We start from the raw sequence: 15,676 nt of genomic DNA on the forward strand, positions 1-15,676 counted from the left end.
CCGATGTACGGAACAGTGGGCGGCAATCGCGACGGTAACGACGCGCGTCGTGATTGAATCGGATATTCACGTACGGACAGTCACAAGACCTTTCTCGAAGGCGGACGTCGGTCGATCTACCGCGGCACCCTTCGGCAAAGCGCTCATCCCAACCCTCTCCAAGGAAAAACGCCATGCCGCTGCTGCATACCATTCGTTCCCGGATCGGCCATGCGGAAATCGTGCAGATCGTCGAGATGGACATCAGTGGCATTCTGGGCGTGCTGTTGCCCGAGGCCACGCCCGACGTGATGAAGTCCATTGCGTGGATGAAACCGCCCTACGTGGATGACGAACACCGCATGCGCGCCGTCAGCCAGTGCTTCATCGTCACGACCGGCACGCGCGTGCTGGTGGTCGACACCTGTGTCGGCAACGACAAGCAGCTCGCGGGCTTCGACGCGTTCGCCGATCTGCGGCTGGAATTCCTGGCCACGCTGGAGCAGGCCGGCATCGACCGCCACGCGGTCACCGACGTGCTGTGCACGCACCTGCATTTCGATCACGTCGGCTGGAACACGTACAAGCAGGATGGCCGGTGGCTGCCCACCTTTCCCAACGCGACCTACCACTTCGGCAAGACGGAATACGCGTTTGCGCAACAGGGCGACCCGAACGACACGATGTACGAGGCGCAGGACATTTCGTTCCATGAGTCCATCAAGCCGGTCGTCGATGCGGGGCTCGCGAACTTCATCGAGCGCGACACCGACCTGGGTGACGGCATCTCGGTGTTCTCCACGCCCGGGCACTCGATCGGCCACATCGCGATCGAGGTCGACGCGGGCACGGAGAAATTCATCATCGGCGGCGACGCGATGCATCATCCGGTGCAGGTCGCCCGGCCGGACATGGCGCTGGTGCTGGACTACGACAACGCGCAATCGGCCGCCACGCGGCACACGCTGCTGTCACGCCTCGACGGCAGCGCCACGTTGTTTACCTGCACGCATTTCTGTTCGCCGTCGTTCGGGTTGATCAGCAAGGACCCGGACGGCGACTACGTCTTCACCGGGGTGCCGAAGTAAACCCCTTACCTCTCTGAACCCATGCTCAGTCTCGTTTCCCGGCTCGATGCGCTGAATGTCAGCCCGGGCCGCCTTTTCATCGACGGCCAGTGGCTCGACTGGCCCGATGCGCGTTTCGACCAGATCAACCCCTGCACGAACGAAGTCATGACCAGCTTCGCCGAAGCCGGCACGCGTGGCGTGGCGCTCGCGGTAGCCGCGGCACGCAAGGCGTTCGACGAAGGCCCGTGGCCGCGCATGCGCGCGCAGGATCGCAAGCGCATGTTGCAGCCGATCGTCGAGCGGCTGTATGCGGCCGAGGAGGAAATCGCCCGGTTGCAGACCCTCGACAACGGCGTTCCGTACACGTTCAGCCGCAACTCGCGCGTGTCGGCGAAAGCGGCCGCCGACATCTTCGACCATTTCCTCGGCTGGATCGACAAGATCAACGGCGACACGCTGCCGATCTTCTCGGGCGCGTCGAACATGCAGTACATGACCTTCCGCGACCCGGTCGGCGTCGTCGCGGCGATCCTGCCGTACAACGGCCCGGTGATGACGTTCGCGATGAAAGTGGCGCCGGCGCTGGCCTGCGGCTGCACCGTGGTCGTCAAGCCGTCCGAACTCACCAACCTGGCCGTGAGCCGGCTCGCGCAGATCCTCGCCGACAGCGATTTGCCACCCGGCGTGTTCAACCTCGTGACCGGCGCGACCGAAACGGGCACGGCGCTCACGTCGCACCCCGGCGTCGACAAGGTGACGTTCACCGGCAGCCCGCTCGTCGGCGAACGCATCACGGTGGCAAGCGCGCCGACCATGAAACGCCTGTCGCTGGAGCTGGGCGGCAAGAGCGCGGCGCTGGTCTTTCCCGACACGCGCAGCGTGCCGGCCACCGCGCAGGCGATCATGGGGCTCTGCTCCACCTTCCTGTCGGGACAGGTCTGCACCACGCCTTCCCGCGCGCTCGTGCACCGTTCGATCATGGACGAGTTCCTGCATCACGCGCAGGAACAGCTCGCGAAGGTGCGGTTCGGCGATCCGTTCGACGCCGCCACCACGTCCGCGCCGATGATCTCCCGGCGCCACCAGGCGCGCGTGCTCGAATACGTCGAAAGCGGCCGGCAGCAAGGCGCGACGCTGCTGGCCGGCGGCCGTGCGCCGGACGGCGCATCCGGCAACGGCAACTGGGTCGAGCCGGCGCTGTTCGCGAACGTGCGCAACGACATGACGATTGCGCAGGAAGAAATCTTCGGCCCCGTGCTGTCGGTGATTCCGTTCGAGACGGAAGAGGAAGCCGTGCGCATCGCCAACGATAGCGAATACGGCCTCGCCGGCTGCGTGTACACCACGGACGTCAGCCGCGCGTTTCGCGTCGCACGCGCGGTGAAGAGCGGCTCGATCGGCGTCAACGGCTTCGCCAGCATTCCGAACGCGCCGTTCGGCGGCATCAAGCGCTCGGGCGTGGGACGCGAAGGCGGCTGGTCGACGATCGAGGCGTTTACCGAGTTGAAAACGATCAATTTCAATCTGGATGCCTGAGCAATGAGTGAAACCTTCGACTATGTGGTGGTCGGCGCGGGCAGCGGCGGCAGCGTCGTGGCCGCGCGGCTGGCCGAGGCCGGCCATACCGTGTGCGTGCTGGAAGCCGGCCCGCCCGACACCAACCCGTTCATCCACATTCCGGCGGGTTACATCAAGAACCTGTTCAACGACCGGCTGGTGTGGCGCTTTCGCAGCGGGCCGATCGCCGGCACCGACGGGCGCACCATCGAGCTGACGCAAGGCAAGGTGGTGGGCGGCTCCGGTTCGATCAACGGGATGGTCTACAACCGCGGGCAGCATGCCGATTTCGACGGCTGGGCCGCGCTCGGCAATGCGGGCTGGGGCTACGACGACGTGCTGCCGTTCTTCAAGAAGGCCGAGACGCGCATCGGGCCCGGCGACGATCGCTACCGCGGCCGCAACGGCCCGCTGATCGTGACCGACCCGGTCATGCCGGCGCCGCTGTGCGACCTGTTCGTCAAGGCCGTCGAAAGCCTCGGTTATCCGTATGTGGCCGATTCGAATGCCGAAGCGCAGGACGGCGTCGGCCCGTGGCACTTCATGATCGACACGCGCGGCCGCACGCCGCGGCGCAGAAGCGCCGCGAGGGCGACCTGCATCCGGCGATCAAGAAGGGCCGCGTGGCGCTGCGCACCGACAGCCCCGCGACGCGCGTGCTGCTGGAAGGCGGCCGTGCGGTGGGCGTGCGGTACCGGTCCGGCGGCATCGGCGCGCCCGAGCGCGAGGTGCGCGCCAACCGCGAGGTCATCGTCGCGGCGGGCGCGCTGAACACGCCGCGCCTGCTGCAGATCTCCGGCATCGGCGACAGCGCGCATCTGCGCGCCATCGGCGTGCAACCACAGGTCGACCTGCCCGGCGTGGGCGCCAACCTCGTCGATCACTTCAACCTGCGCGTAGCCGTCAAGGTGAAAGACGTCGCCACGATCAACGAACGCGGGCGCGGGCTGCCCCTGGCGAGGGAGATCGCCCGGTACTTCCTCGGCCGGCCGAGCATCCTGAGCATGGGCCCGGTGCCGATGCGTTTCTTCTTCCGCTCCGAACCGTCGCTGTCGCGCCCCGACCTGCAGGTGTCGTTTACGCCCGGCAGCTATCAGGAAGGCCTGCCCGGCCTGCTCGATCACTATCCGGGCATGACGCTCGGCGGCCACAAGCAGCGCCCCGACAGTCGCGGCTGGGTCAGGGCGCGTTCAGCGGATATCGACGAGCTGCCCGAAGTGCAACCCAACTACCTGACCGACGAATCGGACCAGCGCGCGATGGTGGCCGTGGTGAAGATGGCGCGAGCCGTGTTGCAGGCCGGGCCGTTCGCGCCGTACTACGTCGACGAGGTGTTCCCCGGCAAGGACGTACGCACCGACGACGAGATTCTCGCGTTCGCTCGCCAGCGCGGCGGCACCGTTTATCACCACAACGGCACCGCGCGCATGGGGCCCGACAGCGACCCGATGGCGGTGGTCGACACGCGGCTGCGCGTGCGTGGCGTGCGGGGCCTGCGTGTGGCCGATGCGTCCGTGATGCCGATGCCGATCTCGGGCGCGACCAACGCCGCCACCATCATGATCGGCGAGAAGGCCGCCGACATGCTGATACAGGATGCGAAAGCGACGCACTGAGCACGCGTTCGGCCATCGCTTCATTCCGGCCGGCGGCCGGCAGCCCCGGGCAATTGCACGACGGGCTGCCTGCGCGGCGCGGCAACAGCGGATCGATCGATCCGCCGGCGACCGGCGCCGCTGTCCGGCGGCAACCGATCGCGAATACTCGCGCTAGGCGATCGCGTCCCTCACGGTCGATGCCGACGACCACCGGACCACCTGCTCGAGCCCGTGCCGGCACAGAATCTCGCTCTCGTTGAAATAAACGAACGGCTTCGCGCCCGTCTCCATGCCGGCCTGCATCGACTCGATGTTGCCGAGATCCTCGAGCATCCCGTCGGAGATGTGCGACGTGAAGTGCTCGAGTTGCAGGCGCTCCCGCACGCTCTTCGGCTTCTTGTTGTAGAAGCGTGCCTCCCAGATCGTCGTGTTCGCCGACGTCGGCCAGAATTCGTGCGTCCAGAACTGGTTCGCCGAGATCTGCAGGTGCCAGTTCGGGAAGAACCAGTTCACGTCCTGCGACCAGTCCGCATGCCGCTCGGGATTCACGCCGCGGTGCTCGGTGAGCGGGTTGGCCTGCGCGCCATTGCGCGTGCCGGTCACCGTCTCGCCGGCCGAGAACAGCCAGCGCATCACCTTCGCCTGCTCCGGCACCGGGACGCTCTGGTTCAGCCACAGCGAAAACGAACGATGCGCGCCGCGCAGGTTCGCGCCCAGCGGCCGCCCGAACGGATTTTCCTTGCCCGTGTAGATCGGCCCGAACGTCTTCGGGTGGATCGACGCGATGTGATACACCTCGCTGAAGTTTTCGGCCACCGCCTTCCAGTTCGCCTTGAACTCGCCGCGCAGCACGATCGCGTTGTCGGCGTTCGGATAATCGATGCCGGACAGCGCGTCGGCCATCGGCCCGAGGAATTCCGCGAGGCCGACCTCCGGCGCGGGCGCCATGTTGATGAAGATCCAGCCGTCCCACACGTCGAGCGCGACAGGCGTCAGCCCGCATTTCTTCCGGTCGAGATGGAAGAAGCCGGCCTCGTCGGGCACGTTCGCCAGTTCGCCCGCGTTGTTGTAACCCCAGCTGTGGTAACGGCAGACGAAACGCTTCGCGTTGCCGCTCGGCCGGTGCTCGACGATATTCGCGCGATGCGCGCAGACGTTGTGAAACGCGCGGATCTTGCCGTCCTCCGAACGCGCGACGATCACGGACGCCTTCGCGACCGCCAGATCCTTCACGAAGAAATCGCCCGGCTTCGGGATCCGCTCGACGCGGCCCACCATCAGCCAGGCGCGGCGGAAGATCCGTTCGCGTTCGATTTCGTACTGCTCGGGATCCGTGTACAGCGTGGTCGGCATCGGCTTCGTCGACAGGCCGACGGATTCGGTCAAGCTCGGTTTGAATTCGCCAGGATGGTTCATGCCAGCTCCTGAAAGGGATGGGGGGACGGGGTCTGAATCGAATCGACGCGGCGCGCTCAGCCGTGCGGCTGAAAGCCGGTCGTGATCGTCAATGCGTGAACCGGCGGCGCGTGGCGAATGCCCGGCGCCTCGTGCATCTCGACGGCGATCGCGGCGTGGCACATCGCGAGCAGCAGGCGAAACAGGTTCTGCTCGGGCACCGGCATGTCGTCGAGCGGAAACTGCTCGAGATGGACGGTCGCCTCCTCCGCCCGCGCGGACATCGCTTCGTAAAACGTCACGATCTCCGCGTACGGCGTGGCCGCGCGATGGATCCAGCGCGTGTGCGACGTCGGCGCATTCCAGCGGTCGAGAAACGGTTCGAGCGCCTCGAAGCCTTTCGGCAAGCGCTGCGAATCGCGTGATACATCGTCAGTCATCGTGCTCCTCCAGTTCCGGAACGCAACGCCTGAGCCCGGGACGGGCCGCAGCGCATTGCGCCGTGTCACAGCGTGATACGTGACCTCGTGGCATCGGCATCGGGCCGCTCGTGCTGCCTCTTTTCCGGTGTCGATCGGGCGTGCTGCCGAATGTGCGTTCCACCGACGGATTCCGCATTCCGTGCTTCGAAATACGGAGCCGGTCGATAGCGGATGCGCCAGCTTCGGCGTCGCCTCATTTATCTAACGAACGATAGATTGATTCGATGCGAACGATCGCTCCATCCGGTCAAACCCGGACGCAAATGGCTATTTCGGCAGGACCGGGGCGCGCTTGCGCATCGGCATCGTGTGCGCCGGACGCTGTGGGCGCCACGTCGTGGCGCGCGGCGCGGAAGCCGCGTGGCGGTTTACCGCTCGCGGCAGCCATGCTTAATGGATAACACTCATGGCACATCGCTTTGCGCGACGCCAAACTACCTAACGATAGTTTGGTAATCGAATACGTGCCGGCGAAATCGCCGATGCGCCGAACGACGACCCAGGCTGCCGGATGCGACTGACCGGCCTGACGCGCAAGCGACATGCCGTCTCGACATCACCCCTTCACATGAATCAAACGATCGCATCGGAGACAAGATGAGGAATGCCATGAATGAAGTTCCGCCCGTCGGCGGCCTGGACGACGCGCTAGCGGGACGATCCTCGTCGAGGGTCGTCCACGACAGCCTGCGGTCGTGGTACATCCTGGTCATCATCACGCTGGCGTATTCGCTCGCGTATATCGACCGCCAGCTTCTCAACCTGCTCGTCGACCCGATCCGGCATTCGCTCGCCATTTCCGACACGCAACTCAGCCTGGTTCAGGGCATCGCGTTCATTTCCGCCTACCTGATCGCATCGCCCCTCTTCGGCCGGCTCGTCGACGTGACCAACCGGCGCAACATCCTGCTGGTCGGGATTTGCCTGTGGTGCATCTTCACGGCCCTGTGCGGCAAGGCCACGACGTTCCAGGGGCTGTTCCTCGCGCGCTTCGGCGTCGGGGCCAGCGAAGCGTGCGTGTTTCCGATCGCGCTGTCGATGATCGCCGACTGCTTTTCGGCGAAGCAGATGCCGCGCGCGATGAGCGTGTTCATTCTCGGCCCGATGCTCGGCGGCGGGCTCTCGCTCGTCGCTGGCGGGCTCGTCATCTCGTTCGCCCGCGACGTTCATCAGCAGTTCCCGATGCTCGCCGGGTTCGAGACCTGGCAGCTCGCATTCGTGCTGATCGGGTTGCCGGGCATGCTGTTCGCACTGCTGGTATGGCTGACGGTGCGCGAACCGATGCGCAGCAAGGTGGTCAGCGGGAGCGCGGACGACCGTCAGTTCTCGACCCGGGATTCGCTTGCATTCCTGTGGGCGCGACGCGGGTTCTATGCGCGCATCATGCTCGGCGTCGGCATGCTCGCCATCGTCGTGCTCGGCATGCCCGCATGGATGCCGACCTACCTGATCCGTTCGCACGGGATGCCCGCGGCGCTCGTCGGGTTTCGCTTCGGTGCGCTGGTGGTCAGTTGCGGGATTGCAGGCGCGCTGGTGGGCCCCTGGATCGTGCGCCGGTTCGAACGGCGCGGCTACGAGGACGCACCGTTGCGCACGGCCGCGTTCGCGATGATCCCGATGCTGCTGTGCTGTGCGAGCATCCCGTTTGCGCCCGGCGCGACGGGTACGCTGATCGCGGCCGGCGGCACCGTGTTTTTCTTCACGTTGCCGACCGGGTGCATGGCCGCGGCGCTGCAACTCGTGGCGCCCAGCCGTATGCGCGGCACCGTCGGCGCGCTCTATTCGTTCTTCGCGCAGTTGATCGGTTTCGGGCTCGGCCCGACGCTGATTGCGCTCTTCACCGATCGCGTGTTCGGCAATCCGAAGATGGTCGGCGATTCGATCGGCATTGTCTGCACGATCGCAGCCGCGCTTGCCGCGTGGTTGTTGTTCGGTTCGCTGCCGCATTATCGGCGGTTGCTGGCGGAGGAGCGTGGCGCGCAGGTGGGTTGACGCTGCGTGATCGGGACGGAGGTGGTAACCGCTGTGGGTGGCGTCACGCAGCGGTTACGCAAAGTGCTCGATGTGGAACGGTGCCGGTTTCGGCAATCTGACGACTTCAAGGCTTGCACAACCAAAGACGATCGGCCAGCCCGACACACATGTCTGAAGATGCGCCTCGCGCCCCGAATCAAGCCAGGCCGGCACCGAACCGGCCTGAATTCGCGTCGCCAGAATCCGTGCTCATGGTAGAGCGATGCGTTTTCTTGGGTGCGCCACCTTACGCGACCTCTCCCGCGTGACAGCGCTTATGTCACGAACTCAATGCTTTTCGCCAAGCCTGCCCTTCCAGTACGGTGGAATCTGCATCCTCCGGAGCGATTGCCTTGTGTGGATCCGCGATTACGCATCGCGCCTCTCCCTGAAATGCCAACAGCAGATCCAGAACGTTTTTGAAAAAAAGCCGACAATTGCCGTCCTTCATTGGATGTAAATGAATTCCCTGAAAGGAGGCAGCCCATGCTGACTGGCGTTTGTCGGCAGACGAGCTGATGTTCGGCATACTGTCGTAATACCTGTCTGCAATACCATCCATGCACGCCATCAGCTGTTCTTCGCTGGCATCCCAGCGCGAGAAGGTCGCTTCATGGCGCTCCTTACGATCGATGCGTGTGAGCACCTTGCTATTTATGTATTCCTCAGCGGTCATCTCGACAGGATGCGCACGATCGGCTGCGTCGAGTACGCTCTGGACCGATAGCCCCCCTTCTTCGGAAACATAGGTTTCCTCCGGCGTGCGATTGATGTAGTGACCAGGAAGGGATAACGAAGACGATATTCCGAACGATGACATGTCGTCCATCCACTTGCCGAGATATCGCAAGGCTTTCGCGTCATACGAACCCGTGCAGTGCACGTCCTTGGTGGCGAGGGAGAGTTCCATCTTCTCCGAAATATCAAGGATCAGGTCGGCGTCGAAAATCTTGCCCGTGTCGATGCATTTCGCCGTATGGACCAGACCTTTGGCGGTCGAGTGCGCATAATTGCGCGTGTCATAGTCATAGACGAAACAAAGCAGCGGATTCGCCGCATCCAGCCCCAGACAATCAAGGTCTATCCGGTCAGGAATGAGGCGCCCGCGGTGTTCTGGCTTCACATTCGCAAGCTCATGGCTATTTAGCAACAACCCGATCGTTTCACGCGCCTTTGGTGAAAATTCTTTTGGATATTCTCCATACGCCTCAGCGTATAAAGATTGAAAAACACTATCTTCCGGAACCTGTTGAGACGAGTGCGCCCCCCAGGTTGAATCGAAGCGCGCCCGATGAACACTGTCAAACAGAAACCCCCATCGAACGACTTTCTCCGAGAGGCCATCGCCTTCCGAAGCAAGCAATGAATGATTTTCACGCATCCATTTGTGAAAATTTCTGGCTGCGTCGACAGAGATCGAACGAAAATCGTGCGACTCCTCAGTCAATCGCCGCACGGGTCCGGAACGCTTCTCGCTGCTCGTCGACGGCACGAGCCCCGAAGCAGCAGGCGCGCGCCACTGTTGATGCGGAGACGAAGGTCGAGCATTCAGCTCGCTCAGCGGTCCCTGTACGGGCCCGGGAACGGATCTGTTTCCCGCGGGATGATTTACTTCGTTTTCGCCAATATCCAACGAATCGTAATCGTTTAGTGTTTTGGGGCTCATGCCACCAATATTTGCAGCCATGATTTTCTTGAAATTTTTCCGACGCCACCCGAATTGACAGGCGATCGTTCGGCGAGTCATCAGACTATAAGAGGATCGGGAAAGGCACGTCTGAATTCAAGATGGTCATGGAAGCACAACTGGCACACCCAATCAGTTCGTCTCGCGAAGATGTGTTCCGCAATCGGAAGAGTGCTCGTTCGGCGGGCATGGCCTTGCTTCAACGGCTGGACCGAAACGAAGGGAGAGCCTGAGGGACGCGGCACAACGACACTGTGACGTTGCTCAAGCAGCTGCTCGAGATAGGATGAAGAAATAGACAAAAGCGCTGTACTGCGATGATCAACCTGTCCTGCACATTGAACCAGGTTTTTATTTCGACTTGGATACTATTTCATGACGCACATTTTCCCCAAACCCAACACCGAAATTCATTCGACCACCATCAGAACAATTCGATGGAAGGCGAAACCGCGTTGCGCAATGCGTATTTACGATGCCGATCGCGTTATCACATCAATATCTTCATATATTCATGTTTTTTCGCCGTCACCGAAGACACACCCTGTCAAAACCTGATTGTTACCGACCCCATAAAATCAAGTTGTTCGCATATCACGACGACCTTTCGCAAACCAGACCCACCCTCGATTGCTTTTGTGACAAAAATATAAATTTGGCAACGCAACGAGAGGTAGCAAAATGCCGTCCATGGGAAACAGATTTGACTATTACAGTGCCGCACTCGGTGAGCATATCGCCACCACAAATTCGGCAGACACCCCTGCGCCCGAGAAGGAAAAACCAAAGGAATCTTCAAATCCGGCATTCACTTCATTAGCGGAGAAACAAGAACAACGGTACGAGAAATTGAAAGTTCGTGCCGGCGATCGATCGATCGTCAAAACGGCAACTTTGCTCGCAAAACATGTTGGCGAAGCCACGCAGGATGTAGCCGCGACGGCAATCAGTGCTGGCGCGATCGGATATGCAAGTTCGGTGCTGGTCAATGGCGAAAAATCGGATACGAAAGGCCATATCGCACAAGCTGCAACGGCATCGCTGACGATGGCTACGGCGACGCTCGTCAGGGCGTCTGTCAGTGCAGTTGTGAACGGCTCGAAGCTGGATGAGCTATCGGCACAGCATGAAACTTTCAAGAAAGTGAAGCGGGCGACTACCCCCGAGTATCTCGCGCCTTACCCGAAAGATATCAAGGAAGACGTCAAGGCGCTGGACCTGCGCGTCGAGCGGGACATCAAGGCTGGAAATTCCAATGCCCTCTGGTTCAAGAAGCAAATCGATCATCGTGAAAATGTGCTGCTTGCACGTCCATTAAATGCCATTGACTTGACGTGCGGTCGCGATGCCGGAAGTTTGCGGAGCATGATGAATCAGGTGGCGGATCTATGCAAACACACGGAAGATCCTGAAGCATTCAAAACACTGGCGATGCGAATTATCATGAATTCCGTTTCGGAGAAGCCGACCCGGGTTCAGGCAGTTTTCCACGGACCCGGTGGCGTAGGAAAAACATGGTTGATCGAGCAACTCGTCAAGATCATAAAAGGACGACTCATTTACTTGAGAATGGAGGATAGCCGTCATGAAAGTAGCGTAAAAAAAATGTTGGGGTCACGCTGGTCCGTCGAGTACTACCCGCCTGACGCACAAGACAAAGACGTCATCGGAGAATTGCCGCTCGAAATGATCAAGGCCGGCTGCACCAATCCAATCATATTTATCGACGAACTAAAGATAAACAGTGAAACGATTGGCGACCTCAATGTACTTCTGGATCCACTCAAAAAGGAACTGAAAATAGGCGGCTACAACTCCAGCCTGGACTGGAGCCGCGCAACCATCCTGATCGGCACCAACGACGCCATCAAAAACGAGCCGCTTCAGACCCGGCTCCTGATGATGCATTTCTCGAAGGCAAGCGACGAAGTAAAGCGTCTTGTCGTCATGGACAGGGTGAAAGTAGACGCGGAAGTTTTCCGTCATCTGCTGAGCGGGAACGACATGAAACGACTCATCAGCACCATGGAAACCCGGTGCGATGAATTGATTGCCATCGACAACGAAAAATTTCCCGGGGCTCGATACATTCAGTCTGCCGCGTCTCATACGGTTAACTTCGTCGCTGAAGGCCTGTTGACGAATGAACCTCGCAAGGCTCATGAAATATCCGATTTCATGAGAAGGCGTTATGAACATTTCGCGGAATTCGAACCCAACCGCACGAACTACGATAGCGGCCGTGATTGAGATTTGATCGAGCAAAGACATGCGCCCTTGATGGATTGTTCATGAATGTTTCAAGGGCGCTGTCGACCCGATGGACAACTGGCCGCACGGTTTCCCAGACCGGCACATGATCTCCCCCCAACGACTCCGATGGAGCTGTCATGCCTACCCCCGTTCAATCAAGGTCGTCGAGCCCGATACGCGACGAACAGACCGAGGAATCCGCCACGACAACCCGCGCTCGTGCGACCACGCTTGAGTCAGGACAGGGGGAGACTATCCCGGCCAACTTGCGGCCGTTGCTGCAGGCCCGAAACGGGGATGGTTCCTTCCGGCCTCGTTCTCCCGTGCGCGATCGCTCGCACGCCGATCGACGCTGGAGTGAGCTGCCGGATCAACACCATCCCCGATCGATCGAGGAGGCGGATCGGATCGAAGCCGCACTTCGGGCCAGTCATTTGATGCCCGAGGGACATGATCTGCGCATTGATTTCGAAACGTACCGCTTGCTGCTGGAATCCATGCAAGCGCGCGCGAAGGATTTGCCGCCCGTGAGGCAAAGCGCATTCTCGGAGCAGATGACCGCCTTTGCCGAGGTGATTCACCTGATGCCGGAAGAAAATCACCTGGGGGACTTCAAGGGCATCCTGCGCGAAGTTGAGCACAAACTGCCTCCCGAACAGCAGGGTGTCCCGCTCGTGGCGCTCATCGAAGAGTCACGCAAGTTGAGCAACGATTTCCAGGGAGAACTCCGGGAAAAACTGTTCGGCTGCGTGGCAAAACTGCCGCCTGCGCAGCAGAATCGTCCCATGCAGGCGCTTGCCGATCGCCTTCGCGAAGCGGCCGAGCAGATTCGATTGCCGGACCATTCCAATGACATCAAGCCCTTTTCGATCGTTCTGGACGACATCATGGACAAACTGCCGGAGAGATACCGGCGCGCGCCGCTCGTTGCACTGATGACGGTGATCGGCAGTCAGCCGCGACAACACCATCAGAGACTCATCGAAGACGCCCTGGGCAGGATAAAGACGATACGCTCGCGCACGCTCCGGGATGAACTCAAGCAGGCACTCGCCAATATGCTCGATTAGACGGTGAACGCATCGTCGGGGACGGTGACGTGTGACCCACGTGATCGTCCATCGACGTCGCTCGATGCGGTGGCGGCGTTCAGGCCACGGCCTCGAAATGGCCGCCCTTGTCCCAGATGACGACGGTACGCGCATTCATCGCTTCGGACCCGAGGCGGTCGCGGTGAACGACACCGTTCAGTTCCGACACGACCTCCACGCTCAGTTTCGGCCGGACACCCGGGTCGCTGTTGATCAGATCGACCAACGCACGCGCGGCGCTGCTACCCGCGGAAATTTTCTCGTTGCCGGCCAGATCGAGATGCGAAGCAGCGCTCAGGATAGTGCGATATTGATCGACCCGGGCCGAGTGCGACGAGCGGTAATCGCCCGTCGCATGCTGCAGCAGCGAAATCAGGAAGCAGTTATTGCTGCCGTCATTCGTCTCGCCGTCATTGGGTATGGATCGCATTCCCGCCCGATCGAGCGCGCGCTGGATGTGCGACGTGGTCATCTGCGCGGATGTGACCTCCCGGTAGTACGCCAGCTTGTCCGGATAGACCTGCCGCATGTCGGCGCTCAGATCGTCCCAGTCGGTGATGCGCGTCTCGTCGGCCGTCGCCGCCGCGTCGAAATTCTCGTCGATGACGGGCAAACTCTTCAGCAAGGCTTCCGTCCGACTCTGTTCAAGCGCGAGACGCAACTGCGCATCTTCTTCCGCCTGGCTGGCGGGAGGTTGCAGGTCGCCAAGACCTCGTCGCCGCTCTTGAATGAATGCTGCGTGGCCCGATGTGGTTGGCCACGGCACGGTGGGCAGGTGACGTCCTTCGACGATTGACGCGTGACCTGGCCGGAACGACGGCTGCGATGGCCACGCCGTTCCCGGAACCTGAACGGCAGGCCGATGCCAGCCCACGGGCATGCGTTCCGCCACGGGTTGATGGGGTGGCTGGACCTGCGCGAATGGAAAAACGGGGCCGACGAACGGATGCGCCGGACTCGCGGCTGGTTCGGTCGGATAAGACCGGACAGGCTCCGGGCCGGGGCGCCATTGATAGGCCGACACATCAGGCAGCGGGCCACGCCGTATCTGGCTGGCGCCGGCAGACATGCTGCGCGCTTGTGAAGCGAGCGCAGACAGCAGACCGAACGGACCTTGCATCGGGCGCGACTGCGCGCTGACACGTACCTCGTTGACGGCCCGATCAATCGTTCGATCGATGTGTCGTAATGCGCCGGTGATTCCTTTGAACATCGCCATTCCTCAAATCAGGTTCACTCGCCTCGCACGTCCCGACCGCGACGGCGGATGATCAACGGTTGTCCGCTTTTTCATCCAGCGCAAGGCGAACCATGCCGCCGAACCGGAAAGATTCGTCTTTTTGAAAAGCGTTTCGTTTCCCGGTGTGCAGGAGCGTTACATTCCGGTTCCGTTGCGAAGTCATTCGCAGATGGCTCGAACGAGAACCCTGCCCGTCATCCGGAAAACGGCGCGATCGCAGGGATCGCGCGATGCGTGATTCCAGGCAGCCAGGTGTCGAGTCAAGATCAACCTCGACTCAATGCGCATCGGGGGTTCTCCTAGCCGTTCTGTCATAACCCGCTACCCCGCTCAGATCGACGACGTCAGTCCCTTGCAATGCTGCTTCCAGGCATTTCGCGTCGAGTGGATTGTTCACGTTGAGCTCGCGGGTGTCCGCTCGACCGGTAATGCGCTCTCGCAGCCTCAATGCATGTGCTTTTACGTGCTCGTCAACATCGTCATCCTCCGGGTTTATCGGCGTCCATGCGAGTTTTTCCCCGGTTTCCGGGTTCGTTCTCATGCGTTGTCGCGGCAATGTTGCCGGCGGCTCGGATGCCGGCGGCGCAGATACCGGCGGCTCGGATGCCCGAAAGGCGGAAGGGTACTTTGGCGTTCTGGGCGTATCCATTTCGCTCTCCTTGCGCTTCCGGATATCTTCCCGCGATTCTGCACCCGCATGCTGCTCTGCGAGATACACAGGATTCCTGGGCGTATCCATTTCGCTCTCCAGGCGCTTCCGGATGTCCTCCCGCGATTCTGCGCCCGCATGCGGCTTGGCGAGATACTCAGGAATCCTGGGCTTATCCATTTCGCTCTCCAGGCGCCGGCGAATCTCGTCCCTTGACTTCCGGTTTTCCGGCAATTGCGCGGCGCGGTTGGCCATTCGCCCCCATGCGGATGCCTTTTCCGATGTGGGAGCAGGCTCCGAATTGTGTGCGGGATTGGCCGGCCTCTTCAGATCGAGCGATGCGTTCGGTGCTGCACTTGACGGTTCGAGAACATGGGGGCGCCGCGGAATCGGCGCAAGCACGACAGGGGCTGCATTGGAACCCGGAACGCGAAACGATGACGGACGCAACGCTGGATTGGACGGACCCGGCGGATTGCGCAGCGCGCTCAGTGCTGGCGGAAGCGACTCGACAGCGTGCCGAGGGGGCGTGTTTCCCGCAGGAACGTCGCCGCTCGGCCGACTGGCGTGTTGACCGACTTCCGGAGAAGTCGAAACGGATGGATCGAATGAGGGTTTCATCGCTTGGCACTCAGGCAGTGGCGATCTCGACAGGCACCCCT

10 protein-coding genes and 2 pseudogenes are annotated in these 15,676 nt (G+C 61.4%); 7 read left to right on the forward strand and 5 right to left on the reverse strand.

Annotated elements, in window-relative coordinates; genetic code table 11:
* The first annotated feature begins 173 nt into the window (after positions 1-173).
* The 4 genes and pseudogenes from BBJ41_RS38160 (at position 174) to BBJ41_RS42190 (ending at position 4,222) form a co-directional block, all read left to right on the forward strand.
* Complete coding sequence (locus tag BBJ41_RS38160; RefSeq protein ID WP_083282165.1) at positions 174-1,067, forward strand: MBL fold metallo-hydrolase; 894 nt, start codon at positions 174-176, stop codon at positions 1,065-1,067.
* Between the two features lie 21 nt (positions 1,068-1,088).
* The gene (locus BBJ41_RS38165) at positions 1,089-2,585 is read left to right on the forward strand and encodes an aldehyde dehydrogenase family protein (protein WP_069751400.1); all 1,497 of its coding nucleotides are present in this window, start codon (positions 1,089-1,091) and stop codon (positions 2,583-2,585) included.
* 3 nt (positions 2,586-2,588) lie between these two features.
* Positions 2,589-2,660: pseudogene (locus BBJ41_RS42185) on the forward strand (hypothetical protein); the annotation flags it as partial.
* A pseudogene (locus BBJ41_RS42190) lies at positions 2,643-4,222 on the forward strand (GMC family oxidoreductase). The pseudogenes BBJ41_RS42185 and BBJ41_RS42190, both read left to right, overlap by 18 nt.
* 153 nt (positions 4,223-4,375) lie before the next feature.
* On the opposite strand, the gene BBJ41_RS38175 reads toward BBJ41_RS42190, so the two are convergent.
* Together BBJ41_RS38175 and BBJ41_RS38180 are read right to left on the reverse strand one after the other, a co-directional pair.
* The gene (locus tag BBJ41_RS38175; protein WP_069751401.1) at positions 4,376-5,620 is read right to left on the reverse strand and encodes an aromatic ring-hydroxylating oxygenase subunit alpha; all 1,245 of its coding nucleotides are present in this window, start codon (positions 5,618-5,620) and stop codon (positions 4,376-4,378) included.
* 56 nt (positions 5,621-5,676) lie between these two features.
* A complete protein-coding gene (locus BBJ41_RS38180; RefSeq protein ID WP_069751402.1) occupies positions 5,677-6,039 on the reverse strand; it encodes a hypothetical protein in 363 nt (120 codons plus the stop codon).
* A 651-nt stretch (positions 6,040-6,690) separates the two neighbouring features.
* On the opposite strand from BBJ41_RS38180, the gene BBJ41_RS38185 reads away from it, so the two are divergent.
* Complete coding sequence (locus tag BBJ41_RS38185; RefSeq protein ID WP_236872187.1) at positions 6,691-8,073, forward strand: spinster family MFS transporter; 1,383 nt, start codon at positions 6,691-6,693, stop codon at positions 8,071-8,073.
* A gap of 301 nt (positions 8,074-8,374) precedes the next feature.
* Here the strand turns inward: BBJ41_RS38185 and BBJ41_RS41025 are convergent, their stop codons facing one another.
* Complete coding sequence (locus tag BBJ41_RS41025) at positions 8,375-9,781, reverse strand: hypothetical protein (protein WP_156815017.1); 1,407 nt, start codon at positions 9,779-9,781, stop codon at positions 8,375-8,377.
* Positions 9,782-10,462: 681 nt separating this feature from the next.
* Here BBJ41_RS41025 and BBJ41_RS38200 point away from each other — a divergent pair.
* Together BBJ41_RS38200 and BBJ41_RS38210 are read left to right on the forward strand one after the other, a co-directional pair.
* On the forward strand, positions 10,463-12,031 hold the full coding sequence (locus BBJ41_RS38200; RefSeq protein ID WP_156815018.1) for an AAA family ATPase: 1,569 nt from the start codon (positions 10,463-10,465) through the stop codon (positions 12,029-12,031).
* A gap of 140 nt (positions 12,032-12,171) precedes the next feature.
* On the forward strand, positions 12,172-13,104 hold the full coding sequence (locus BBJ41_RS38210; RefSeq protein ID WP_156815019.1) for a hypothetical protein: 933 nt from the start codon (positions 12,172-12,174) through the stop codon (positions 13,102-13,104).
* 79 nt (positions 13,105-13,183) lie between these two features.
* Here BBJ41_RS38210 and BBJ41_RS41030 read toward each other — a convergent pair whose 3' ends face one another.
* Both BBJ41_RS41030 and BBJ41_RS41035 read right to left on the reverse strand, forming a co-directional pair.
* Positions 13,184-14,338 (reverse strand): hypothetical protein, encoded by a 1,155-nt coding sequence (locus BBJ41_RS41030; protein WP_156815020.1) that lies wholly within the window; start codon positions 14,336-14,338, stop codon positions 13,184-13,186.
* Between the two features lie 304 nt (positions 14,339-14,642).
* The gene (locus BBJ41_RS41035; protein ID WP_156815021.1) at positions 14,643-15,269 is read right to left on the reverse strand and encodes a hypothetical protein; all 627 of its coding nucleotides are present in this window, start codon (positions 15,267-15,269) and stop codon (positions 14,643-14,645) included.
* Between the last annotated feature and the right edge of the window lie 407 nt (positions 15,270-15,676).

Origin of the sequence: Burkholderia stabilis (assembly GCF_001742165.1) — a bacterium.
Taxonomy (GTDB): domain Bacteria; phylum Pseudomonadota; class Gammaproteobacteria; order Burkholderiales; family Burkholderiaceae; genus Burkholderia; species Burkholderia stabilis.